Below are 25038 nucleotides of genomic sequence, written 5' to 3' on the forward strand. Positions count from 1 at the left end.
TCGAGACAATTTCTGCCTACCTTGCAAGCCGATCCGCATTCTTCACATGGCGCAATCCCACTGACGTCTTCTTGAGGACCCGAGGGTCAGTAGCATCGGCTAACCGAAAGGGAACAGCGCTATGAAGCAGGACGTCGGTTTGGACATCTCCATGGAAGAAACCAGCATTTGCGTTTGCATCAAATCGGCGGCGTCACATTCGAACGTTGTGCGCCCAGTCGCTTCGGCCGGTTTGCTCGACTTGGCGCAGCAGGTGCTCAGCCGGGATCAGCATCAGCGCGGCCCGAAGTTTATGCGTTGCAGCTCCTGAGGTCGAGTGGCTCGGCAATGGGAAAGCCCGCGCACCTTAGAGTTCGATTACAAGATTAGTATTGCCCCCGTGACGTCTCCGAAGCGCGGACACTTCGTGCTGCATGCCAAATATTTGATGGGCCACACGCTCGGCCCTGTAATCGACCTACATGGAGAAGCTCACCGGCGTGCAGATTCGCCGCATCCAAGTCGAAAGAGGGTATCGCGGCCATAACCACCCGCATCGGTTCAGGGCATGGATCTCGGGACAGATCCGCCGCGTCACGGCTTCCATCCGCCGCGAGATGTAACGTCGCGCCGCTGCCGAGCCCATCATCGGCCCTACAGACCCGCGCACCGCATGGACGAGAACTATTTCAACGGACGCGTTGGCGAGCGCCTCAACGCTATTCTCGCAGCAGCCAGTATAGCTTCTGCAAGTTAAGAGGCCTTGCTCTTCACGTAAACTGCCGGGTACCGACAGAGCCGCATCATGTCTGTGATGCCGCGACCGTCGCTGCGATCAGTTTTGTTCGGCTGTGATGACAGCAAGCGTTGCGCGTGTCGCGTCTTATTCATACGTTTTCAACCCACTTTTCAACCAAGGCGCCATACAGTCATTCCGACAGCGGACTTGCTTCGATACCAACAAGCGCGACTTATCAATACCTTCACGAGCTAGGTTGTCGAATTTTCTGCCCTTACCCTCCGAGACAGTCCGAGCCATCAACATCAACGTTACAAAGCCATGGCGCCTCCTTTGCTCGGCTGAACGGATCCCAGCAAAACATAGCGGTGGACTGGGATCGGATTACCGGATTACCCCAGCTAATGCTTTGTGCAATCTCGAACGCTCGGGACTTCTCTGCACAATACGAGAAAGGCCTCCGGCGGGCATGCCGGAGGCCTTCTTGGAGGTTAGCTTGAAGAGCCCTTTTCTTTGCTCCTTTCGTTACACCACGATTTAGAAATTTCGCTGAGCGCGGAGCATCAGCACGAGGCTGTTCTGATCCTTCAGCTCATAGGTCGCAGCGGGTTTAGCGATAACTGTCTGCAGCGGAAGGGTTACAGTACTTCCGGCTGCGTACTTCTGGTCAAGCATCACATAGGCGAGCTCAGCCGTGAAGGCCAAGTTCTTGACCGGCGTCCAGCTTGTCTTCGTACCGACGACAGCATAGTTCAAGTCGGGATTACAGCCGGCTGCGCCGCTCGACAGCGCGATGGTAGCGACCATCGCTCCGCAGATATAGCCTTTAGCCGTGTTGTTGTACCTGACAGCAGCCCAAGCGCCGAAAATAGACGTGTTCCAGTACGGGTCCCAATTGTGAGTGTAACCAGCATTGAAGCCATACGTTGTGGTCAGCTGCTGCCCCGCACCCGTGACGAACACAGAGTCAGCGACACCTCCCAAGCCCAAGCTTTGATAGGCGCCTGCGAGTCCGGTGCCGCCGTACATTGCGAACGACCTGGACATATAATCGTGAAAGTTGTAGCTACTCGCACCGTATGTATATACGCCGGTTAGGTTGATCGTGTCGCCCGGCCCAGTCGGGAGATTCTTTACCGATAACGCAAGCTGACCAGCCCAACCCCATTTGTCTCCTGGATGGCCGGTCGCTTCATCGGCGCCATAATAGCCAGGATGGTTGTCATGCGCCGCGACGGAAGCTTGGAAGAGACCCCAAGCCTGGTCAACACGAACCCTCGCAACGAGGTCAGGAGCTCGCGACCCGCCGATGTCATTGGCGCCGTAAGCTCCGGCTGCCAAGCCAGCGGCGGTCGCACCGCTCACGTTCCAGATGTTGGTTGTGTAAGCCTGAACCTGATCCTGGGCTGAGAAGGAAGCCGAGATGCCCTGACCGAAGTCCGCTGTATACGTGACCTGGTTGATGGGATCCCAACCGGCGCTGCCCGGGAGTTCTATGTTGTTTGCCGGGTACTCAGCCCAAGGCGTTCTGAACTGCGATTCTGCTTTGCCGAAGGTGAACCCGGCGAACTGGATAAAAGCGTAGTAGAGACCGAGCCTGCCGGCGGCGATCTGGCCGCCACCGCTTCCGGCCGGATTGGAGCCGTTATAGGCGGTCGAGCCATTGATTGCGGTCGTGCCGCTCCCCCCATATCCGCCAGTTGACCAAGTGAACACAAACTCGGCGTAGGTCCGGACCACGCCGTATTCGGTAGCCGTGCGGGTATCGACGTTCAGTTGCTGACGAGCCAAGGTCGTATAGTAGTTGCTGAGGCGGTTATTCGCGCCACCCAAGCCGGAGTTCCTGGCGTCAAAGACCGCATTCGTGCCCACCGCTGTATCGAAGCGCAGGTAACCACCTAGCTTAATGCAAGTATCAGTGCCCGGGATATAGTAGAATCCCGCACCGTAAAGCGAGCAGATCTTCACATACTCGATCGCCTTCGCTTTGACCGGTAGATCGGCTGCCTGCCCCCCGGCACTCGCGAACATTGCGGCAGAGCCGAGGATGAGACTCTTCGTCAGTTTCATTTGATGAACCTCCAAGTTCGAACGTCGTTCCGTCCTTCAAAGATCCGCCGCTGCTTGCCCCCCATGGACAGGCCAGCGGGCGGAACGACGTCGAGGACCCCTCGCTGTCGATACAAAGACTAACGCATCAAATCAATTGTTTCAATTAATTAATTGTAGGCACCGCTGCTTTCGGCACCGGTGTTGCGATCTTGTAACACCTAATTTCCCGCACTGAAGAAGCGGCTGTCAAAGCAAAGGAAACCCCCGAGGGGCATCTCATGGGTTTCACTTGGAGATCGAGAGCAACGACCGTCTGTCGAAAAAGTTTGAAATGATCATAGGATATGCAATAAATTGCCAGATAAATTGTCTAAGTAAATTGACTGTGTATAGCGCCTATGTTCTGTGCACTTTATTTACGCAACTTACGACGGAACGCCACACCCGCTACTACGAGGCCACAAGCCGGCGGCACTTCGTCGCAAGATGGACGAACATTGGCAATGTTCACTGCCTGTTTGGGAGCTGAATGTTGAGCGGGGCGCCTCCAATGCGGCTCGGCGTGCGCGAGCTTGAAAAACTGCGAAACAAGGCAGAATTTCAAAGGCGTGTCGCCATAGATCGACGAGCCTGAGCTTTGATGGACGCTTGCTAGGCGGCTGGTCGTCGAGCACGATCCTCAAGCCTCTGAAAATTAAGTTCAAGCGGTTCGCAGTCTTGCGCCCGATCGGAAAGAAGAAAGCTTATCCCACTCTCAAGGTGACCGTAATCCACGCCAGCGAGCTCGCTGTGCCAAAGGGCCGTAAACCTATTGAGTGGAAGCTAATCACGGTCCTACGCATCTGCGGACGCTCGAGAAGATTAACTGGTACCCCAAGCGCCTGGAAAATTGAGGTGTTCCACGAGGTCCTGAAACCGGGCTGAGGGCGGAAGACTCAAAACTCCGAACCGCGGAGCGACTCGTCAATCTGCTGGCGGTCTTCTTTATTCTCAGCTGGCCCATCCTTTGGCTCACCATGCTTGCCTGCACAGCGCCGGAAACGCATGCGAAGACGGTGGACTTGCCGGACCACAGCCAGCAGCGTGGCATTGGATTTGGTCCGCTCACTCACCGGGCGATCGCGCCAGGGTCATAGCCGGCCGGCGAGACCTCGGGCACGGCGCACATCAGCCGCACCGGATAGGCGCAGCGGTGGTCTTCGATGAAGCTAAAGCTCATGTCCGGGTTCCGGCAAGATCGCGATCAACTTTTTTAAATCTCGAGCTCCATGCGCAGCCGTTCGTTCTCCTGGCGGAGGCAGGCGATCTCCGAAGCCTGGTCCGCCGACGTCGGCGCCGCCTGCGTGGTGGGGCCACGCCGCACCACCGAATTCGTCGGCCTTATAAGACCAGAGTTCGCGTGCCATCCAAGCTCGACCCGCATATTGCCGCGATCGAAGCCTGGCTCGCAGAGCAGCCGCAGCGCCGCAGCTGACGGCGCTCGCAATTGTCGGCCCGCTGCGAGAAATACCGCGAGAAGTTCGGAAAGAGTACTCATACGCCGAAGGCCGCTCAATTGACGCATGCGCGCGAGCACGGCGAGCTCTATGATCGGTTGGGTGAAGATCAGGCGGCCTGCTGACCGGCGGGCTTGTCGGTTTGGCGCAGGAGCTTCCACTCCCAGGGCAGCAGTTCGTGCAGGCGCGACGCGGGAAGATCGGCGATACGGGCCAGGACATCGGCGAGCCAGGCCTTGGGATCGACGTCGTTGAGGCGACAGGTCGTGATCATCGTCAGCATGATGGCGGCACGGTCGGCGCCACGCTGGCTACCAGCGAAGGTCCAGTTGCGCCTTCCCAAGGCGATGCCTCTCAATGCGCGCTCAGCGCAATTGTTGGTCAAGCAGTTTCTGCCATCGTCGAGGAAGCGGGCGAAGTCGTCCCAGCGCCTGAGCATGTAATTCATGGGCTTCAGGACCTCGGAGGAGCGCGAGAGGGTTTCGCGCTGACGCAGCAGCCACGCGTGCAGGTCCTTGAGAAGCGGCTTGCTCTTTTCCTGGCGCACGGCGCGCCGGTCGTCAGCGCTGCAGCCGTTAATGGCGCGCTCGATCTCGAACAACGCATCGAGGCGTCTGACCGCCTCCAGCGCGATCGGAGAGACCGGTTTGCCCTTCTTACCTTCCCGAGCATTTTTCTCGATGTCAGCCAGCTCGAAGAATCCCCGCCGCGCATGGGCAAAGCAAAACGCCGGCGTAATCGGCAGCTCTTTCCGCTGCGGGTCGAACAACGGTTCGAAGCCACCGTAACAGTCGCACTGCAGAATGCCCGCGAAGGCGGCCAGATGCTTCTGGGGATGCTCGCCTCGTCGATCGCTCGAGGCGTAATAGACCGCCGCCGGCGGCGCAGGCCCGGCAAACGGCCGGTCATCCCGCACATAAGTCCAAATCCGCCCGGTCGTGCACTTGCCCTTCGCCAAGATACGGATGGTGGTGTCGTCGCCATGAAGGCGCTCGGCCGCGAGTACATGGCGTTCGATCAAGTGGAAGAGCGGCATGACGGCGAAGGTCCCGTGGCCGACCTGGTCGGCCAGCGTCGACAACGGCAGGTCGATCCCCTCGGCCTTGAAGCGCACACTCTGGCGGTTGAGCGGGATATGCATGCCAAACTTGTCGAACAGGATCGTCGCCAGCAATTGTGGGCCGATCAAGCCGCGCGGCGTGGCATGGAACGGCGCCGGCGGTTGGCTGATCTTCTCGCAATCGCGGCAGGTAAACTTCTCGCGTACCGTCTCGATCAGCTTGAAGCGGCGCGGGATCTCCTCCAGCGTCCCAGTCACATCCTCACCGATCTTCGCCAGCCGCGATCCACCGCAGCAGGCGCAGGTTGTTGGAGCCTCAATGACGACGCGTTCGCGTTCGATGTCATCCGCCCATGGCTTGCGCACCGGCCGCTTGCGCATGAAGGGGCGAACGTTCTGCGTCTTCGCCGCGGCGGCCTGCGCGGCAAGCTCATCCTCGCTCGCCGTGGTGACGAGTTCTTCGAGTTCCAACTCCAACTGCTCGAGCAGCCGTGCCGTGCGCTCGGAGCGCTGCCCGTACAGCTCGCGTTTGCGCTTCTCGATCCGTAGTTCGAGATGTGCGATCACCGCCTCGTTGTCCGACAGCTCCGCCCGTGCACTGGCGGCCATCGCCTCGGCTCGCAGCCGCGCCTCACGCTCGGCCTGCAGCGCCGCCAGGGCACTCACAAGGTCCGATGGAAGATCGTCCGGCTTCGATATCATGAAGCCCATTGAATCAGATCAAGCAGCAGATTTAAACCGTAAAGCGGCTATCCGACCCGCGTCGGACGCTGGGTTTCTTGAGGGTTGCGCCAATCGATCCCGGACAGCAGATAGCTCAACTGCGCCGGCGAGATCGTTACCGATTCACCGGCAACCGATGGCCAGATGAACTTTCCTCTCTCGAGTCTTTTTGTGAACAAGCAGGCTCCCTGGCCATCGTGCCAGATCGCCTTCACAAGATCGCTGCGGCGACCGCGGAAGACGAACAGATGACCGCTGAGCGGGTCTTTGCGCAGCACCTCCTGTACTTGGAGTGCCAGCGACGGAAAGCCTCTGCGCATATCCGTGTAGCCTGTCGCGAGCCACACTCGCACATTCCCCGGTATAGCAATCATCGGCGTCCAAGCACATCGAGGACCCGCGCCAGCGCCTCCGGATCGACGTGCGCATCCACCCGGACGCACCGTCGGTTGCCGAGATCAATCTCTATCAATCCAGTACGCGCGGCTGCCACGGAGCGAACTCGGCCATCAGCCGTAGGCAAAAGCTTCGGAGTTTCCTCAGCCGAGGCCGCTGCGGCGGCGATCTGCACCGGCGCAAAAGATGGTACAACTTGTTCCGATGTCCGTGCTTGTCGACGCCAGGTAAACACCAGGCTGGCCGCTACTAAGTTGCGACGCGCAACCTCAGTCACCTTCGCGCCCGGCGCCAACGTTTCCTCGACAATGCGTGCCTTGTCGTCCTGCGACCAGCGCCGCCGCCGCTCCGGCCCGCCCAAAACCTCGACCCGCATCGCCTGATGACCTTAAAGCTAGACTTAAGGCCACACGCTTCGCGAATTACCAGCCGTCACGCAAGACGGCCCCTGTCGGATGCGTACCGGAAAGAGACAGCATTGGATTGTGCAACGTCTGCTGAGGGCGCTCAGACGGAGGGCTGCCGAAGGCTTGGTCGCAGGCCCCGCTCGACGAAGCCACGATCGCTGCCCCATTGCCGGGGGTTGTGGACGGGTCGGGCTATGTAGGGGACGACCCGCCCACAGCCCCTCTCCTCGAGCAAGCCGGGAAAAGCGATCTGGCGCGCGGCCGATTAATCGACATCCGATCGTCATCGGCAATGGCGCCATTAGGGTAACATTCGCAGATGCGGCAATACGAGGAGTCAAATCGTGCGCCGAATAACCATCGTTTCCTCAATGCGATCTTTGGCGCCTTATTCTTATTGCTCCGAGTATCGAACGAGCCGACACAACAAATTCACGCAATGTGTTCGCGGCGCGAACATGGCCGGCTAGTAGGTCGCCCGCCCCCCGGAAAGGTCGAATACGGCGCCCGTGCTGAACGAGCACTCCTCGCTGGCGAGCCAGCAGACGAGCGACGTCGCCTCTTCGATCGCGCCGAACCTTCCGAGCGGAATCTTCGAAAGCATGAACTTGATGTGCTGGGGCGTCATTTGGTCGAACAGCGGCGTCTTGATCGCCGCCGGCGTTATGCAATTGACGCGGATGCCGGTTGTAGCCGTTTCCTTGCCTAGCGATTTGGTGAGCGCGATCACGGCGGCCTTGGACGCACTGTAGGCCGAAGCGTTCGGGTTGCCTTCCTTTCCCGCGACCGAGGCAACGTTGACGATGCGACCGTAGCCGCCCCTCTCCATCGCGCGGACAGCGGCGCGGTTGCAGTAGAAGGCTCCATTGACGTTGACGTCGAAGACCTTGCGCCAATCGCTGCCCGGATAGTCCTTCACGGCTCCGTTCGGCCCCGTTATGCCGGCGCTGGCCACCAGAATGTCGAGCCCGCCGCCCAGATCGTGGATGCTCCGCTGCATGGCCACATCGACGGCGTCTTCCTCCGAGATGTCGACCGACTGCGTGTGCACCGCGCCGGCCTCCACCGCTGCAGCGGCAAGGACGGAGGAGTTCAAGTCCCACATGGAGACGCGGGCGCCCTCGGCCGCCAGGCGACGAGCTACGTCGCGGCCGATGCCGGACGCCGCGCCGGTAACGACAGCTGTTCGTCCTTCGAATCTTCCGCTGTAGACGGTCACGATCGTGGCCCCGCAGCTGGCGACCATTCGCGGGTTTGCTGGCGTTGCATTCCGAGCCCCTCGATTCCGAGCGTCATGACGTCGCCCGGCTTGAGATAGATCGCAGCGGGCTTCTTGCCCATGCCCACGCCAGGCGGCGTGCCGGTCGCAATGATATCGTCGGGCATCAGCGTCATGAAGCGGCTGACGTAGCTGACGATCCGGCGCAGTCGAAGATCTTGGTCCGGGTGTTGCCCGCCTGCATGCGATTTCCGTTGACGTCGAGCCAGACATCGAGCGCCTGGGGGTCGGTGATCTCGTCCGCCGTCACCAGCCATGGTCCAACAGGACCAAAGGGTGTCGCAACCCTTGCCCTTGTCCCACGTGCCGCCGCTTTCCATCTGGTACTCGCGCTCGCTCACGTCGTTCACGATGCAGTAGCCGGCAACGTGGGCGAGCGCGTCGGCGCGCTCGTAGGGGCCAGCATCCATAACACGTTTGTAATTGAACAATTGGCGCATTCTTTCCACGCATGATTCTGCGACGTTGGGGCCGATAGATTCATCTTCGCGCAAATATTATCAGGCCATGGGAACCGAATTTCGGTGATATGACGCATCAGACGGCAGAAATAGTGCACCGGTCGCCCTTCGTGTGAGGAGTTTTAGTACAACCATAGGAGCGCAATGGGGCCTCGACGGAAAGCCCGCGACACGTGCCGATCTCACATCAGGACCTACGCAATCGCAAGAGGTGAAGCTTTTATTCTTACCGTTACGGTCGCGAGCACCTCATGCGAGTCTGAGAAACCGACCGGAGCAGGTTGAATCTTGATATCGGACCGTCTCGCCCGAGTGGCGGCGCTAATGGTTAGCGTTGTGGATCCCCCGCAGCCGCTGCGAGCGTCGGCGTAGCAGCTCGACACTGCTCAGCATGACGATGGAGAACAGGATTAGTACGGTCGCGGCGGCAGTAAGGGTCGGACTGATCTCCTCGCGAAGGCCGGAAAACATGACCATGGGCAATGTTCGCTGCGCGGGGCCGGCAACGAAAAGAGCGACCACCACCTCGTCGAAGGAGCTGAGGAAGGCGAAGAGTGCACCGGATACCATACCTGGAAGAATGAGCGGCAGAATGATCTCGAAGAAGACGGTGATCGGCGGCGCACCGAGTCCGGCGGCTGCGCGGGTGAGTGAGTGGTCGAAACCTATCAGGGTCGCAGTCACGGCAATGACGACAAAGGGCGTGGCTAGCAGGGTTTGCGCTAGGATTAGCCCGGTATAGCTGTTGAGCAGCCCGATATCGGCATAGAAGTAATAGACGGCGACCGCGGTTATTACCGCCGGAACGATCATGGGCGAGATCAACAAGCTCATCACAGCCGTACGCCAAGGGAAGCTTGGGCGACTGAGCCCCAGCGCGGCTAGCGTGCCCAGCGCGGTCGACAGCAACGTGACCGACACCGCGATGAAGATAGAATTGTGCAGCGCGCCCTGCCAACGGTCTGTTAGGAAGAATTCCTCATACCAGCGCAGCGACAGCCCCGGCATTGGATAGCTGAAGAAGGGCACAGAATTGAAAGACAGCGGGATGATCGTAAGGATCGGTGCAGCCAGAAACAACAGCACCGCCCCGCAGATGAGCCGGTGCAGATACTGCCAGGCCCTCTCTATCGGAGAGGCATAGGCGAAAGTGGTCATCGTTCTCACCCCATCTTGAGCCGGTCGACACCAATCAGCTTATTGTAGACATAGTAGAGCAGCAGAGTCGCACTGAGCAGGATAGCGCCTAGGGCCGACGCCATGCCCCAGTTGAGGTCCTCGTTCGTGTAGTGCGCGACGAAGTAGCCGACCATCTGGTCGGTCGGCCCCCCGACGAGCGCGGGGGTCAGGTAATAGCCAAGACATAGGATGAACGTCAGTAGACACCCGGCGGCGATGCCCGGCAGGGTTTGGGGGAAGTAGACCTTCCAGAAGGCGTAGAACGGGCCGGCACCGAGCGAGCGCGCAGCGCGGACATAGCTCGGCGAGATCGTCTTCATCACGCTGTAGATCGGCAGTAGCGTGAGGGGCAACTGAATATGTGTCATGGCCACTATCGTGCCGAAGCGGTTAAAGATGAGCTCCGCCGGGTGCGATATGATATGCAGCGCCATCAACATTTCGTTGATGACACCGTAGTCCTGCAGGAGCACGACCCATGCCGTGGTGCGCACCAGCCCGGAGGTCCAGAACGGCAACAGAACCATGATCATGAGCAAGTTGCTGATCCGGAGCGGCAATGTCGCCAGGAGATAAGCGAGCGGGAGGCCTAGTAGCAGGGTGGCGCCGGTCACGCCGATGCTGATGGCAAGCGTGCGCAGAAAGGTGTCGCGAAAGACCGCGTTCTCCGGCGGCGAGGCGACGATCTGGCTGTCGGGCCCGTATTGGTAGTCGATCGAGCGCAGTAGGTAAAAGGCCGTATAGGCCGAGTGACCGCGTTTGAGGAGGCTCCAGACGCCGTGCTGACCCCAGAGCGGATTGATCTCGATCAGCGCCGCCTTGTAGGGGCCAGCGGAAAGCATGCTCACCTTTCGGGCGCTCGACGCTACCTGGCTGCCGGCGCCAGGCATCTCATAATTTATCCGCTTGCCGATCACGCCTGTGGTCTTCTGCGCCCAGGCCTGCTTGAGATCGTCGGCGAGAGCGGCATAGACGCTCTCGCCCGGCAGGTCCTTGCTGTCCCAAGTGTTGAGCGCAGCCGTTGTTCGCGGCATGAGCGTCAACAGTGTATCGTCATAGATCGCGTTGTGCATCATGCGGGCGATTGGCCACACGAACGCGATCAAGATGAACAGCATGAGCGGCAGGACAAGCATAACGGCCTTCAGCTTGCGCCGGCGCTCGACCCGCTGCAGCCTGATCCGTAACGGGATGCCGTCCGGACTGCCCGTGATTTGGGCGGCCATCGTCGCCATCGACTTCTCTCTCACTATTTCTCGCTCTCTCAATCGAGGCGACGAGGAGCACGGAATCTCCTCGCCGCCATCGTCCTTACTTCGCGAGCCACGCGGTAAACCGCTGCCGCAGCTCATCGGCCCGCTCCATCAGGAAAGGGTAATCGGCATGCAGCGCAATGGCGTCACGCTCGGGCGTATTTGGAAGGTTGGGCAACACCGTTGGATCAACAAGCGCCATCGCGTCCTTGTTGGCAGGTCCGTAGGGCATATAGCGCGTAAAATCGGCCTGCCCTTGGGGTGAGCCAGCGAAGGCGATGAATTTGTACGCGTCGTCCAGATGCGGACTACCCTTGGGAATCGTCCAGTAGCCCCAGCCCACTTGAGCGGCATCCCACAAGATTTCGAAATGTTTGCCGGAGTCCTTGGCGGCATCGGTGATGCGCCCGTTATACGCCGCGGTCATGACGACCTGACCGTCTGCCAGTAGCTGCGGCGCCTGGGCGCCAGCCGTCCACCAGATGACGTCCTTCTTGATCCTATCGAGCTTCTTGAAGGCACGGTCGACGCCGTCCGGCGTGTTGAGAACCTTATAGACGTCCTTGGTCGGCACGCCGTCGGCGATCAGCGCCCATTCGAGATTGGGAGAGAAATTCTTCACCAGTCCGCGCTTGCCGGGGAACTTCTTCGTGTCGAACAGGTCGGCGATGGTTTTGGGACCGTTCGGCAGCTTGCCCTTGTCATAGGTGAGGATCGTGGCACTGACTACGTTTGGCACCCCGCAGTCCAATTTGCTTTCCGCACCGAACTTGGCACGGTCGAGGCCCAGCTTGTTCCAATCGATCGTCTCAAGGAGGCCCTGGGCGCACATTAGCCAAGCGCCCGATCCGGCAGCGTCAACAACGTCCCAGCTCACGGTCTTGGACTCGACCATGGCACGAACCTTAGCGATCTCGCCGCTGTACTCGCCTTCGGTGATCTTAATCCCGGTCGCCTTTGCGAAGGGCTCGAAAACGGCCTTGCGCCAAGCCGTCTGCCCGGCCCCTCCCCAGGAGACGATCGTCAGTTGATCGCCCGCCAAAGCAGGCTTTACCGGCAACAACGCGCTCGCCGCCAAGCCTGTCAGGGACAGGGCGCTGGTGATCATTAGGCGTGTCTTCATCGTCTTACTCTCCCCTCCTATACCACCCCCCAGGATAGGAGCGGCGACGTCGAACTCCCGATTGCCTTGTCGAGGCGCCTCAGGTCATGTCATGCCCCGTCGAGCGCCCGACAATCCTCCGTTTTCCAGCCGATGGTGATCGCCGCACCGGGCTCGAGCTGGACCACACCTTCCGAATTCGGCAGCTTGATCACAAAATCATCATGCTTACAGACCGAGACCCGGGCACGCACGTGGTCGCCCAGATAGATCACCTCCGCAACCCGAGCGCTGAAGACGTTGGGCAGAGAGCCTGGCGCGGGGTTCAGCTGCACCCGCTCCGGCCGCAACGACAGCATAGTCGGGCGACCGACCGTCTCGACGTTGACCGCGAGCGCCTGCACGTTGCCCGCGCCTGCAATCTCCACCTTGCAGGTCGCACCATTCATCGCGACAACCCTTCCGTGTAGCCGATTGTTCTCGCCGATGAACTGTGCAACGAAGGCGTTCTGCGGTCGCTCGTACAGCTCGGCAGGCGCCGCGATCTGCTGGATGGCCCCGTCATTGAATACCGCGATGCGGTCCGACATGGTCAGCGCTTCGCTCTGGTCATGCGTCACATAGACCACGGTGACACCCAGATCCTCGTGGATATGCTTGATCTCAAGCTGCATGTGTTCGCGCAGCTGCTTGTCCAGCGCGCCGAGCGGCTCATCCATCAGCACGAGCTTGGGATCGAAGACGAGGGCCCGGGCAAGCGCGACGCGCTGCTGCTGGCCGCCAGAAAGCTGGCCGGGCCGGCGCCTGCCATGGGCGCCGAGTCGGACGAGGTCGAGCGTCCGCTTGATCTTGGCCTCGATCTCGGCCCTGCCAAGCTTGCGCACCTTAAGCGGGAAGGCGAGATTCTCCTCCACGGTCATATGCGGAAAAAGCGCGTAGCTCTGGAACACCATGCCGATGTTGCGCCTGTGCGGGGGCATGTTGTTGATCGAGCGCCCCTCCAGAAGAATGGCGCCTTGGGTGGGCACCTCGAAGCCGGCAAGCATCATCAGCGTCGTCGTCTTGCCGGAGCCAGAGGGCCCCAGCATGGTCAAGAACTCACCCCGGGCGATATCCAAGTTGAGGTTCTTAACGACCAGCATTTCGCCGTCGTAAGTCTTCTGGACGTCGGAAAACTTCACGAAGGCAGTGTTCGCGTCCGGCATCGACCCTCTCCCCGCTCCCGGCGTTTGTTCCACTAATGCGCCGTCGGCGACTATCAGAGTACGATGATCGTTGATGGATTGCACATTCGCGAGCGCGCAATTGAGGCCGGGGCCAGCATTTATAAGGCGCTTGTAACTGACCATTTGGCGCATTCCTTTCCTACCAGCGCTTAGCTTTGCGACGCTCGACCCGACAGAAGATTATCGTTCACGAAAACATTAGCGCGCCGCCAAAGCTGAATTTCATCGATGTGACAGTTCGGACGGTCGAAATCCTGCGCAGAGTCGGCCGTGTGCGAAGATTCAAGCTTATGATTGTCTTCGTGCACGTCTCACGCGTGGCTCCAGGACTGTGTCTCGAGCCACAACAACATCGCGCGTCTTATCGGGCCGAGCTTTCCGCCAGCAGCGAGGAAGCACGTGACTTCCCGAACTACTGCCAGCGGCTGAGCCTCTGCCCGGAGGTCGAGGCGGTCGCGAACCTATTACCGCTGAATAGCGCCCTTCTAACGGCGGCTTGCCCCTCCGATCGCGCAAGAAACGGACAGACCTCTATCCACGCAATCCCGACGCATGTGAAGACTCCCAGTCAATTCACTGAAATCGGACACAATGCGCCGATTGCCTCCCACCGTGCAGAGTCCACGTGCGACAATACCCACACACCCCGAATTCGCGTCCTAGCATTGACTTGAATCAGCATCTGCTCGCCCATTACTCCTCCCACACCATCGACAGCGTTACGTGCTTGCGCTTGAGCTCGCGACGCACCGCCGCCCCCTCTGGCTCGGCATGCCGGCGATGGCGCCGCTTGGTGTCGTCACCGGCTCAGGCCTGGCGAACAGCCGGGCCTCCAGCACCCTGTCGGACGTCGTCGGGCAACGGCCAAGTCAGTCCCGCCGCCTTGAACAGGCGGATCGTCAACCCGCCGTCGAAGGCGCCGTCCCCACCCGCAGCGCAATCTCGCCGATCGGCATCCCGGCCGCCTTCAATCTGATCCATTCGCGCACATGGCGCATCGCAAACCTCTCGTCGGGATCCAGGCCCCCCTCGCAAAACCGGGAGGCGGGACCGTAGCGGAGCCAGAAGAGGCCGCGTCACCCTGGGCGACAGCGAGCGGAATCAGCACACTCCAAGATGGAAATCGCGTTTCCGTTCTTCAATTATCCGGCCGTGCCCCAAGACAGGTGTGGCGGAACGACTTCGAGAATCCCCTCGGCGTCAAATAGATCTTTAATTTCTCTTCAATTGCTGAAATTAATTTAGCGCATAACTGCCGTCAATTATGGGAGTCCGGTTGCATCCGAGTGACGCGCCCGCTAATTAAGGGGTAAGAACAGCCCGGGGGCATCTCCAGCGGCTTTTGGAGGATCGCAGGTGCTGCGGAACACCGTAATTAATTGTCTCAGTAAATTTCTCTACTGCATCGTGCCTATGTTCTATGCCACCTGGTTGGGGCGATTTAGGATCGGTGATGCCTCCTGACTCACCCGCGAGGTCTCGCCTGGCGACAATGAGCAAAGTGCGAAAATGAACATGGCCGAAAAAGAACAATTAGATCGAGCCGCGAGGGACCTGATCTGGAACATCGTTGAAATCCATTCTCAACTTGAGGAAATCCATAAGAGTTGGGCTGAAATGCTAGGAATAACCGAACCGCAATGGCTCATCCTTACGGCCATTGACGACCTCGATGATGGTCGCGGCGTTTCTGGCGTTGCGGTCGCAAATAAACTGCGGATCCATCCGGCCTTCGTGACAAACCAAACGAAGAAGCTCGAACAGATGGAGCTCTTGGCCCGCGTAATATCGCCCGATGATGCGAGATTTCTGCAGATCTCACTGACTCAAAAGGCTCGAACGGAAATGGTGAAGCTGTCGGATAAGAGACACGCACTTAATTCGACGATGCTTGCCGGTTTGGACGAAGAGTCTTTGGACTACCTCAACAAACGACTGACCTCGATTGCCAAGAACAGCCGCCTTGCACATCAAAAACTAAGCCTCGGGCTATTGTAGCCGGGCCTCAATCGAAGCCTTGACGCACTCCTCACGAGCCCAGAATGGTTCACTGAGCAGCAAAAACTGTGGCACGTATTTGCCGCAGATGCATCTTAAGATCGCCTCTTGCGCAAGATTGCCGGCGCACGTTAGCCAAGCTAAGCGAAATTGGAAAAGCTGCGCATTGACTAAAACAAAGCAGATTTTCAGCGGCGCGGGCCCGTAGATCGGCGAGCCGCAGCTTCGATGAGCGTTAGACTCTAGAATCGACATAGCGGAAGCTGAAGCTGCCAATCAACGCTGACTGGCCCGATTCAGGGACTCTCGATTGCTTAAGGTTGTGTGGGGCATACCCGAGCAATTATCGATGACTCGCGCGAAAGGGGGAAACCGATGCTGTGCGCTGCTTGGCCTGAAGTGACGCATAACCTCGAGTCCACAAGGCGGAGTGCGGCGGTATTCCTTGACAGTTTCTCTGGAGGTCACGAGCTCATAAGCCGGCGGCACTTCGTCGCAAGGTGGACGAACATTGGAGAGGCTCACTGCCTATTCGGAGACCAGAACGTCGAGCGGGGCGCATTCGATGCCGCGGAGGATGCTTGGCTTTGCGCAATGACCGCATTCGAATTGGCAAGGCGGCTGGCCGACGAAGACGATCCACAAGCGGGGGACGTTTTGGGCAAACTGGAAGCTGTCATCGGCAATTTCGAATCTCTCAAACAGAGGGTGCGGCGCGTCGAAATCGCGTCTTGGGATGAACGCAAGCTACCTGCCTACTACGTGTCCGCGGGCGAACCTGAGTTGTTCACCCCAGCAGTTATTTGCATAAGCAGAGAGGACGAAACGGAAGCGATGTTGGTCGGGCGCCTCTTGCCAGTTCTAGCAGGCCGAGGCATGGCGGCTCTCGTTCTCGCTCACCAGGACGTTTCCGCTGGCCGGCATGAACAATCAGCGATCTTGTCATCCTGCTTGGACTATTTAACTGCTCAACCGGAAGTCGATGCATCTCGTATTGGTATCTACGGTGAAGGGCTGTCGGCCGCCCTGGCGACCGATTTCGCGTTGGCTGATCGACGCATTGCTGCGGCGGTTTGCGATGGCGGCTTGTGGAACTGGGCTCGTACTCAGGCTTCCATCTCCTGGATGACGGGAGCCTCTGACCTCTTGGATGATCACCTGGCCTCAGCATACCGAGCGCGATTGGCGCGACGTTTGAAATGCCCGGCTCTCGTGGTTGCAGGTGGGCGCAGCATCGCTAGCGTCCCGGAGGCCATCAAATTGGAAACCTACTGCGCAGCCGCTCGCATCGACCTCAAGCTCTTGATGCCGCGTCTGGCACACATTCCAGACGGTGAGTTCGAGAATTTTGCAGCCTGCGATGAGGATATTTTCGTCTGGCTGGAACGGACGCTGACTTCGGCTTCGTAGGCCCCAATCAGCCGCGCTAAAAGACATGACCAAGGCCAGCATATATTGCCCGGCGGTGCCATGACTTCTTGCCCTGATAGATCACTCCGGACCTTTGCGGAATTCCCCTCACGGCGATCCGCGGGCCGCCGTCCTCGGGCATATGAACCGTAAGCGCACAAAATGCCAGCGAACGGCGATCATGAAGGTCGAACGAAGCAGTGCAGCAAGGACCCAGGATATGGACGCACGGTCATCTGGAGAAGAATGCATGAAAGCTGCGGTTCTTTGTCCAAAAGCGGAATATCCACGACCAACCGGTATCTCAGTAAATTTCTGCGCGCTATTTTTGTTCGACATCACTTAAAGAGGTTGAGGAGACGAGACCATGACTAACGAGGCCTCCCAGGAATGGCACATCCGCTGTGATCTCGCGGCAGCTTATCGCCTGATCGCCCATTTCGGCATGGACGACTTGATCTCCACCCATCTATCAGCGCGCCTGCCTGGCAAAGCGCATCGTTTTCTGTTGAACCCCTACGGCATGATGTTCGACGAAATCACAGCCTCTAGTCTTGTTGTGGTCGACCCCGAGGGGCATGCCATTCAGAAGGAGGAAGAGGCTAAAGTGAACAACGCAGGCTTCACGATCCATTCTGCCGTGCACATGGCACGTGACGATGCTCAGTGCGTAATTCACACCCACACCTTAGCCGGAATGGCGGTTGCGGCTCAAGAACAGGGACTGCTGCCACTAAATCAAAAATCGATGTGCCTATACGGCGGCATTGCCTATCACGACTATGAAGGAGTTGCCCTTGACCTCGACGAGCGCGAACGTCTCGTCCGCGATCTCGGCGGCAAAGACTTGATGATCCTCAAGCACCACGGCTTGCTTACAATCGGCCGCACCGTCTCTGAAGCCTTCCTCAACATGTACCTCTTAGAGCAATCTTGCCGGGTGCAAATCGCGGCAACGCAAGGCGGACAAAAGATCGCTTTGCCTTCTGAGAAGATTGCTGCACATGCTGCGGAGCAATTTCAACGCGAGGGCTACAATAGGAGTCTTCGGCCTTGGACCGCCCTCAAACGCCGCCTCGACCGCTTAAGTCCTGATTACGCAACCTGATGGTCTGGCTAAGCGCTGATATGCTACCACTGACCTGCCAAGCAAGCGAGTAGGCAATCCGTTTCCGACGCTGCTCAATATTTGGCGGCTATCAAGGAGCCACCCATGCGCCCCCCCAACTTTGATGATCTTGCTGAAAAACTACGCAACTGGGGCCGGTGGGGCCAGGCAGATCAGCGGGGTACGCTGAATCACATCGGGCCAGAAACTCTGAAGAAGGCGGCGGCCGAGGTGCGCGACGGCAAGCTCTTCAATCTTGGTCTGCGGTTCGACCGGAATGGGCCGCAGCTCGGACGCAAGCGGTTCAACCCGATGGTCTACGCGACCGACCTTTTCACACCTATGAGCCCCACGGCGGCGCCTGGTGTCTGTTTCTCCGACGACGTGATCCATATGCCGCTGCAATGTTCGACCCAATGGGACGCACTCGGTCACGTCCACTATGACGGTCAACTCTACAATGGCTGCAATGCGCGCGAATGCCTTACGCCAAATGGGGCGCTGAAGATGGGCATCGACCATCTGGCAAGCCCCGGCATCGTCTCCCGCGGGGTGCTCCTGGACATTGCGCAGCTAAAGGGCGTCGAGCGACTGCCACTCGACTATGCGATCACGGTCGATGATTTGAATTCCGCATGCGAGAAGCAAGGCGTAAGCGTCGGCAGGGGCGACATCCTGTTGGTGAACACAGGCCACATGCTTTGGTTCACCGCCGATGGGGATCGCGACGCTTTTATGGGAATGCAGCCCGGCCTCAGCTATACCTGCGCCGAGTGGGCGCATGACAAGTCACTGGCTGCCGTCGCGGCCGACAACATGGCTGTGGAAATATTAGACGCCGAGGGCTTGGGTTCGGAAATGCCGCTCGCCTTCCACATGCTGGCGCTGCGAGACATAGGCATGCCGTTGGGCGAAATGTTCAATCTAGAGACGCTGGCCGCGGACTGCGCAGCCGACGGACGCTACAGCTTCTTGCTTGCAGCCCCGCCTTTGGAGGTTACCGGAGGCTTTGGCTCGCCCGTGAACCCACAAGCATTGAAATAAAGGCTCATTGAGGATCGCGGACTGGGCGACCGGTTCGAATTACAGCGTCGACAACAATTTCATCAGCGGACATCCGCCAGCCGCTTTTGGCAATCGCCCGCCGATTCGCAAGACAAGAAGTGAACTGACGAATAGCAACCAGCATCCAAGCTTCATTTGGGAGAGAAGCGATGAACCACCAGTGTTGAGAAAAATAGCCGCCGCCGAAATGGCAGCTAGACGCGCTCTTTCGTTTGGAATGCAAACTTGCAATACGTAGGTTCGGTTCGCATCTTTTGTCATAGTAATAATTGTCAGTGCTTCCGATCCGTCGCAAGCTTAGTTTTCTCCCAATTCAGCATGGCCTGTCACCTCAGCCTTCTGGGGGCCACGCCGTGGGATTGAGGGGCGGGGCCCGTTTCGTTGACTTTCCACGGTTTTCCGTATGCTTGCCCTCAGGGCGGCGGCAAGTGCTGGATCAGAGGCAGGACATTTCCAAGCCTGTCTCCGGCAGTCGATGCTTGGACTCTACGGCAGCTCAACAGCAGCGAGCGCGCCAGCCCCGCCGAGCGCACGTTTTGAATGTCGGGCAACGCTGGGGCATGCAGGACTGCGCCCGAGTTTTTGTGATTGCATGGATCCGCACTCGTGCCACGCAGATCCTTCGCGTCATTTCACGCCTCCACTAAAGACCGCGACAAGGCAGCGCATTCGATCAGCGCGGTTAGCCCCGCAAATCAGATCATGGCACAGAAGCTCCTGTCCCCTCCCCAAGCTGGGCGTGCGCAACCGCCGACCTGCAGAATACACTCTTCTCTTGGGGCTTGTTAGTCTGTTCTCTGGAGGCGCAAGTGCAGCATTTGGAGCCGGATCTTCTCCGGGCCTTCGTCATTGTCGCAGAGACACGCAGCTTCACGAAAGCCAGCGAACGGCTGTTCCGCACGCAGGCGGCGATCAGCATGCAGATCAAGCGATTGGAAGAGCGCATCGGAAAGCCACTCTTTGTGCGAGGTCCATTCGGCACTCGGCTCACCACCACCGGCGAGTTGCTGATCGACTACGCACGCAGAATATTGCTCTTAAATGATGAAGCGCTTGTCAAGCTCTCGGCGTTTCAGTCTGACGACGTAGTGCGCATCGGTATATCGGACGCCTTCGCCCGCATCATTTTGCCCGACGTATTGCCGTTGCTCAGCAAGTCTTGTCCCCATGTACGACTTCATATCGTTGCTGACGATGGCCTCAATTTGGCTCAGGAAGTTCGAGACGGACGAGTGGACCTCGCCCTGGTGATCCGGCATTCGAAGACCCGCGACGCCGAGTTGCTCCGACGTGAGAAACTTCATTGGATCACATCGCTGCAGAACTCGCCGCACGATTACCAAGTATTGCCGTTAGCGCTCCTTTCTGGTGGTTGTCTCCGTCGCGAGATCGCCCTGCAGGCCCTCAAGAAAGCCGACCGAAGATTTAAGATCGTATTATCCAGCGGCACAATGGCTCCCATTGTTGCTGCAGTCGCGGTCGGTGTCGCTGTATCGCTCGCCGAGGAGTCTGTGATCCCAGCCGGTGTGCGCCAACTTGTGGAGGCGGAGGGGCTCCCTTCACTCGGTGCCGTTGACCTTGTTCTATACTGTATTCCAGGTCATCAATCTCGTGCCTCAGCAATGATCGCGGAGCACATTCGCTTGTCGTTAAGGAGCCGGACATTGCTGTCGGAAACCTTACAGGCAGCGCATCGGTCCGCGGCCGAATAGGTCGCTTATTAGCGAGACGTATGCCTCCATAAGAGCTTTTGATTTTTATCGATTGACTAGATTGGCTATTTTTGGGGTGAAAATGGCGGTTCAGTCGAATTGTGATGAAGGCGCATAACATGACGAAGGTGAAAGACGCATCAACTCAGTCAGCCGATCGGTCACCATCGGCGTTGGACGGCTCCTGCTCATCATCGATCGACATTGTGGCGCAGCTTACTGAGTCCGACTTTGCGACAAAGTATCGCGATGCAATGCGGCCAGTTGTCCTACGTGGCGGCTGCGCGGCTTGGAGCGCCTGCCAGCGTTGGTCGCCTCAGTATTTTGAGCAGGCCGCGGGATCGCTGACAGTGCCGGTGAAGACGCTCAACACTGGCGACATCAAAGTCTCACCTTGGCGCCTGGCAGAATACGTGAAGTTCATAATGGAGCGTCCGCCGCGCGCGGATGAAGTCTCATCAAACGCGGAAGCAATCCCGTATTGCCACGATATTCCATTACTCGGATTAGTGGAAACGCTGGCTGCAGACTGCCAGCCCTTTCCGGCCAATCTTCTTAGTCCCTGGTATCGTCAGCATTGGTGGCGGTATTCGCAGTTCTTCATGGGCCCAGCAGGCACGGTTACTCCGCTTCACTTCGATACCCTGCTTAGTCACAATCTCTTCTTCCAGATCTACGGCAGTAAGACGTTCATAATCATACCCGCGAACCAAGCAGAGCTCTGTGGACGCCGCGGTTGGAGATGGTTTGATGTGGACCCGGAGCGCCCCGACTATGGGCGATTTCCGCAGTACCGGCGTGCGACCCCCGTGGCAATCACCGTGAGTGCAGGCGACATGCTGTACATGCCACCTGGTACCCTCCACCACGTGCGTAGCCTATCGGCCTCAATTTCCTTTAATATCGATTGGCACACCGAGCGGAGCGTATTGGACGCGTTAGCCCAGCCCCCAAACGAAATACCCACAGAAGTCAAATATTACAACGCGATCAGCGCATTGGCCGTCGTCGCCAAGATACCTGAAGCCATTACGTTTCCATTGTACCGGCCCTACTTGAGCTATGTAAGTTGACGAGACGAGTTGCACTTGAGAGCGCTACCTACGCCATGCACGCGGCTTTCCGCTCGGGACGAGCTGAGGCCGCGCAATCGGCGAGAGCCAAATCTGGCCAGACCAGCATCAACCAATGCCCGAAAAAGGTGATATCCCGCCGCCGTGCGGCCTCAGGTGCCTAGCCTTGATCCCCACCGTCTGCCACTACGACCAGCAGCGCGCGGAGGTCATGTCCGCTTGCTCGGCAAGCCGGCTTGAGAACATGTTCCACTAAGACCGCTCGAGTGCAGTCCCGTCGGCCGCGCCACGGCGCTACAGTCGAACGAAACCGCTGTGAGCACTTCAATCGCTGGCGACGCTAACCTTGAAGGCTCCAGCCACCGCAAGCTCTCCCGAGCCGACACCGCAGCCACGCCCCCGCTCCACGTTGCTCGATTGGGAGATAGCCTCAGCTCGTTGTTGCAGCCAAACTTCTAGCATACATCGTCATAGACTTTCGCTCGGAGGACGGAGTCGCGGTAGCGCCAGCGAACGCGAGCGTTCAGAGAGCCAGTACCATCTCAACCAGGTTCACCCAATAGCCGATGCCATATGGCAACGTCTCGTCGTTGAAATCGTATGCCGGGTGGTGCAAGCTAGCTGTTGATCCATTACCTAGAAATATAATGGCGCCCGGGCGTGCCTCAAGCATGTAAGCGAAATCCTCCGACCCCATCCTTGGCAAGATCTTGTCATCCACTGAAGTCGGCCCGACGAGATTGCGTGCTACCGTGATCGCCAAATCGGTTTCCTTCGCATGGTTGACGGTGACCGGGCCGGATCGAAAGTACCTGAATTCGACGTCTGCGCCAAATCCGCGCGCGATGCCTCGGGCAGACGACACAATCTGCCGTTCGGCGAAGTCGCGCAGGCCCGGCACAAGAGTCCTCACGCTGCCTGCCACTTCTACTCGGTCGGGAATAATATTGTAAGCCTGAGCTGCATTGAGTTTTGTGACGGAGATTACCAACGCCTCGATTGGATTCGTGTAGCGGGAAACCAAGGTTTGGAGGCCGACGATGATCTGTGCTGCGATGACGACTGGATCGATGGCTTCGTGTGGTTTCGCGGCATGGCCGCCCCTCCCCTTGACGACGAGGTCAAACTCGTCGAGAGCCGCCATGATCGGGCCATGGCAGATGCCGAACTTGCCAACTTCCATTCCTGGTACATTGTGCAGTCCGAACACCTTGCTTATTGAAAATCGATCCATGATGCCCGCCTCGACCATCCTTTTACCACCGAGCCCATCCTCTTCAGCCGGCTGAAAAATCAAGGCGATGCTCCCCCTGAAGCGTCGAGTAGTCGCAAGGTATTTCGCGGCCCCTAAAAGCATGGCCATGTGACCATCGTGCCCGCATGCGTGCATCCTGCCAGATACTTTAGATGACCAGCGCTTCTCGGATCGTTCAACTATCGGTAGCGCGTCCATATCCGCGCGCAGAGCGATCGTTGGCCCGCCTCCGCATTTGCCATTAATAATCGCGACGACACCCGTTTCAGCGATCCCCGTTTCGACATGATCAACGCCGAAAGAGGCGAGCTTCTCGGTTACAAATTTTGCCGTATTATAGAGCCGATACTCCAGCTCCGGATTTTCATGAAGATAGTGGCGCCAAGCAGTTGCCTCGGCCTGCACATCTCGAAATGCTTCAATGCCACGCATGTTGATTCCACAACTTGCAATCATGCATTAAGACAGGGCGTGATCTGTATGGCTGAGCTTCTGCACGACCATCTAAGATGACCACGTGCTCGCTTCAGCCAAACAGACGGCTTCCCCCAGCAAAACAGTGGGAACATGAAAGCTCACACCCTCCTCCCAAAATGTGTTTCGCAGCGGGCTCAAGAATGAGTTCCGCGCGTTCTGTCCATTGGCCGTCACCTTGGTAGGCCTTAATTACCTCACGCACACGCATCCACCTTCGCGCTCTCCCCGCCTTCTGGCCGCGCTTTGCGCCCACGCCGCCCTTCCGGTCAGCACGCGTTCTCGTCAGCAAACTCGGCGATCTAGCGGAGCCAGTCTGCAGCCGCGCCTACCGCTCCCGGAAAGACTAAAGCGCTCCGACACAAACACATCAACTGCCAAGTTTAGCAGGGAGTGGACCACTCTAGCGGGGCCGCGTATCCTGCAACATAGGCAGACTGCTCGCCGCGCCCTGGGCCTATGAGCGAGGTGGTTTAGGCTCAGCGTCGCTCCCGCACTGAGCCCTCTTGTGCGACAGAGGCCACAAGCGTGCCGTCGCGCCTAAAGATCAGGCCACGGGCGAGGCCACGTCCGCTCTGTGCGCTCGGCGATTCCTTGGCATAGAGCAGCCAATCATCGGCACGGAACGAGCGATGAAACCACATGGCGTGGTCAAGGCTTCCGGACAGAATGCGTCCGTCGAACAGCGTACGCCCATAGCGTGCCATCACGGCATCTAAGAGTGATAAATCCGAGGCATAGGCCAGCGCGCACATATGCAGCACCGGATCATCCGGCAGCTTTGTCGCAGCCTTCATCCACATATGGAGCTTTCCGTCTTCGATCTTTTTGCCAACATACCGGGCGATCTCGACTGGACGAAGCTCCACCGGACGATCGGGTTCATAGTAGCGACGAACAATTTCTGGCAAGTGAGGATACACTGGCTCCTTCGACAACTTGTCGGCTCCGAAGTGCTCAGGTCCTGGAACCTCCGGCATTTTGTCCTGATGGTTGAACGCGCCCTCCTCACGCTTATGAAAGGACGCCATAAGTGAGGAAATTACCTTGGTATGCTGCATCACCGTCACGCGCCGGGTCGAATAACTTTTACCGTCGCGCAGCCGCTCTACCTCGTAGATCAAAGGCACCCCGGGGTCGCCAGTGTGAATGAAATAGCAATGCAGCGAATGCGGTAGCCGGGCTTCAACTGTTCGACATGCGGCAAACATCGCCTGTCCGAGAACTTGGCCCCCGAATACCCGTTCGTCGGCGGCGTTCGGACTATTGCCGCGAAATATGTTGTCCCCGATCAAGTCAACGTCGAGGATGGCTGCAAGATCGATCCGACTTTTTTGCATTCAAGAGCTCTTAGCGTGTTCAGTGTCATGGCTGGAGCGGTACGACGGAGAGACCAGCGTCTTCAGGCTTCGAGAGATGAAGCATCCTCGGAACGAAACGCCGCGTTTTGGGCCCGGTATTCGAGCTGCCTCTGCGCTACCAGAACTACATACGTGAGACAGTTCACGCCGAGCCTTTTTTTCGATAGGCTCAGCGCCTGCGACAGTCGTTCAAGTCCAAAGCAATCCGCATGCCGGTCCGCACATCAACG

At 58.5% G+C, this 25038-nt stretch carries 20 protein-coding genes and 2 pseudogenes; 9 read left to right on the top strand and 13 right to left on the bottom strand.

Annotation, left to right across the window (positions count from 1 at the left end):
• Window positions 1–226 precede the first annotated feature (226 nt).
• Window positions 227–715, top strand: a pseudogene (locus tag N2605_RS27320) (transposase family protein); the annotation flags it as partial.
• Between the two features lie 540 nt (window positions 716–1255).
• Here N2605_RS27320 and N2605_RS27325 read toward each other — a convergent pair.
• The 11 genes from N2605_RS27325 to N2605_RS27375 all read right to left on the bottom strand — a co-directional run bounded on the left by N2605_RS27325 (window position 1256) and on the right by N2605_RS27375 (window position 13331).
• The gene (locus N2605_RS27325) at window positions 1256–2788 is read right to left on the bottom strand and encodes a porin (RefSeq protein WP_260343870.1); all 1533 of its coding nucleotides are present in this window, start codon (window positions 2786–2788) and stop codon (window positions 1256–1258) included.
• Between the two features lie 1234 nt (window positions 2789–4022).
• The gene (locus tag N2605_RS27330; protein ID WP_260343872.1) at window positions 4023–4346 is read right to left on the bottom strand and encodes a hypothetical protein; all 324 of its coding nucleotides are present in this window, start codon (window positions 4344–4346) and stop codon (window positions 4023–4025) included.
• Between the two features lie 29 nt (window positions 4347–4375).
• Window positions 4376–6028 (bottom strand): IS66 family transposase, encoded by a 1653-nt coding sequence (gene tnpC, locus N2605_RS27335; protein ID WP_260347503.1) that lies wholly within the window; start codon window positions 6026–6028, stop codon window positions 4376–4378.
• Between the two features lie 47 nt (window positions 6029–6075).
• Window positions 6076–6396, bottom strand: coding sequence for an IS66 family insertion sequence element accessory protein TnpB (tnpB, locus tag N2605_RS27340; RefSeq protein WP_433994572.1), 321 nt, complete (start codon window positions 6394–6396; stop codon window positions 6076–6078).
• 23 nt (window positions 6397–6419) lie between these two features.
• On the bottom strand, window positions 6420–6821 hold the full coding sequence (tnpA, locus tag N2605_RS27345) for an IS66-like element accessory protein TnpA (RefSeq protein ID WP_260343877.1): 402 nt from the start codon (window positions 6819–6821) through the stop codon (window positions 6420–6422).
• 497 nt (window positions 6822–7318) lie between these two features.
• Complete coding sequence (locus tag N2605_RS27350; protein ID WP_425248819.1) at window positions 7319–8071, bottom strand: SDR family NAD(P)-dependent oxidoreductase; 753 nt, start codon at window positions 8069–8071, stop codon at window positions 7319–7321.
• A complete protein-coding gene (locus N2605_RS27355) occupies window positions 8068–8571 on the bottom strand; it encodes a fumarylacetoacetate hydrolase family protein (RefSeq protein ID WP_425248820.1) in 504 nt (167 codons plus the stop codon). The genes N2605_RS27350 and N2605_RS27355 overlap by 4 nt, the downstream gene beginning before the upstream one ends.
• Window positions 8572–8913: 342 nt before the next feature.
• On the bottom strand, window positions 8914–9750 hold the full coding sequence (locus N2605_RS27360; protein WP_260343880.1) for an ABC transporter permease: 837 nt from the start codon (window positions 9748–9750) through the stop codon (window positions 8914–8916).
• A gap of 5 nt (window positions 9751–9755) precedes the next feature.
• Window positions 9756–11006 carry an ABC transporter permease gene (locus N2605_RS27365; protein ID WP_260343881.1) on the bottom strand — a complete coding sequence of 417 codons (1251 nt, stop codon included), beginning with the start codon at window positions 11004–11006 and terminating at the stop codon, window positions 9756–9758.
• Window positions 11007–11082: 76 nt separating this feature from the next.
• Window positions 11083–12147, bottom strand: coding sequence for an ABC transporter substrate-binding protein (locus N2605_RS27370; RefSeq protein WP_260343883.1), 1065 nt, complete (start codon window positions 12145–12147; stop codon window positions 11083–11085).
• Between the two features lie 89 nt (window positions 12148–12236).
• Window positions 12237–13331: an ABC transporter ATP-binding protein gene (locus N2605_RS27375; protein WP_260347505.1), complete on the bottom strand. Its 1095-nt coding sequence runs from the start codon at window positions 13329–13331 to the stop codon at window positions 12237–12239.
• A gap of 383 nt (window positions 13332–13714) precedes the next feature.
• Here N2605_RS27375 and N2605_RS27380 point away from each other — a divergent pair.
• The 8 genes and pseudogenes from N2605_RS27380 to N2605_RS27415 form a co-directional block, all read left to right on the top strand.
• Window positions 13715–13825, top strand: a pseudogene (locus tag N2605_RS27380) (AraC family transcriptional regulator); the annotation flags it as partial.
• A gap of 250 nt (window positions 13826–14075) precedes the next feature.
• On the top strand, window positions 14076–14408 hold the full coding sequence (locus N2605_RS27385; RefSeq protein ID WP_260343884.1) for a hypothetical protein: 333 nt from the start codon (window positions 14076–14078) through the stop codon (window positions 14406–14408).
• A gap of 459 nt (window positions 14409–14867) precedes the next feature.
• On the top strand, window positions 14868–15350 hold the full coding sequence (locus N2605_RS27390) for a MarR family winged helix-turn-helix transcriptional regulator (protein ID WP_260343885.1): 483 nt from the start codon (window positions 14868–14870) through the stop codon (window positions 15348–15350).
• Window positions 15351–15944: 594 nt separating this feature from the next.
• A complete protein-coding gene (locus N2605_RS27395; protein WP_260343886.1) occupies window positions 15945–16760 on the top strand; it encodes an alpha/beta hydrolase family protein in 816 nt (271 codons plus the stop codon).
• 367 nt (window positions 16761–17127) lie between these two features.
• Window positions 17128–17868, top strand: a complete 741-nt coding sequence (locus tag N2605_RS27400; protein WP_260343887.1) for a class II aldolase/adducin family protein — start codon at window positions 17128–17130, stop codon at window positions 17866–17868.
• A 105-nt stretch (window positions 17869–17973) separates the two neighbouring features.
• The gene (locus tag N2605_RS27405) at window positions 17974–18912 is read left to right on the top strand and encodes a cyclase family protein (protein ID WP_260343888.1); all 939 of its coding nucleotides are present in this window, start codon (window positions 17974–17976) and stop codon (window positions 18910–18912) included.
• Between the two features lie 830 nt (window positions 18913–19742).
• A complete protein-coding gene (locus N2605_RS27410) occupies window positions 19743–20645 on the top strand; it encodes a LysR family transcriptional regulator (protein ID WP_260343889.1) in 903 nt (300 codons plus the stop codon).
• 119 nt (window positions 20646–20764) lie between these two features.
• Window positions 20765–21718, top strand: a complete 954-nt coding sequence (locus N2605_RS27415) for a cupin-like domain-containing protein (protein ID WP_260343890.1) — start codon at window positions 20765–20767, stop codon at window positions 21716–21718.
• A gap of 523 nt (window positions 21719–22241) precedes the next feature.
• Here the strand turns inward: N2605_RS27415 and N2605_RS27420 are convergent.
• Both N2605_RS27420 and N2605_RS27425 read right to left on the bottom strand, forming a co-directional pair.
• Window positions 22242–23405: a M20 aminoacylase family protein gene (locus N2605_RS27420; protein ID WP_260343891.1), complete on the bottom strand. Its 1164-nt coding sequence runs from the start codon at window positions 23403–23405 to the stop codon at window positions 22242–22244.
• Window positions 23406–23926: 521 nt separating this feature from the next.
• On the bottom strand, window positions 23927–24787 hold the full coding sequence (locus tag N2605_RS27425) for an acyl-CoA thioesterase (protein ID WP_260343892.1): 861 nt from the start codon (window positions 24785–24787) through the stop codon (window positions 23927–23929).
• Window positions 24788–25038: the final 251 nt, after the last annotated feature.

This window comes from Bradyrhizobium yuanmingense, from assembly GCF_025200905.1.
GTDB lineage: Bacteria > Pseudomonadota > Alphaproteobacteria > Rhizobiales > Xanthobacteraceae > Bradyrhizobium > Bradyrhizobium yuanmingense.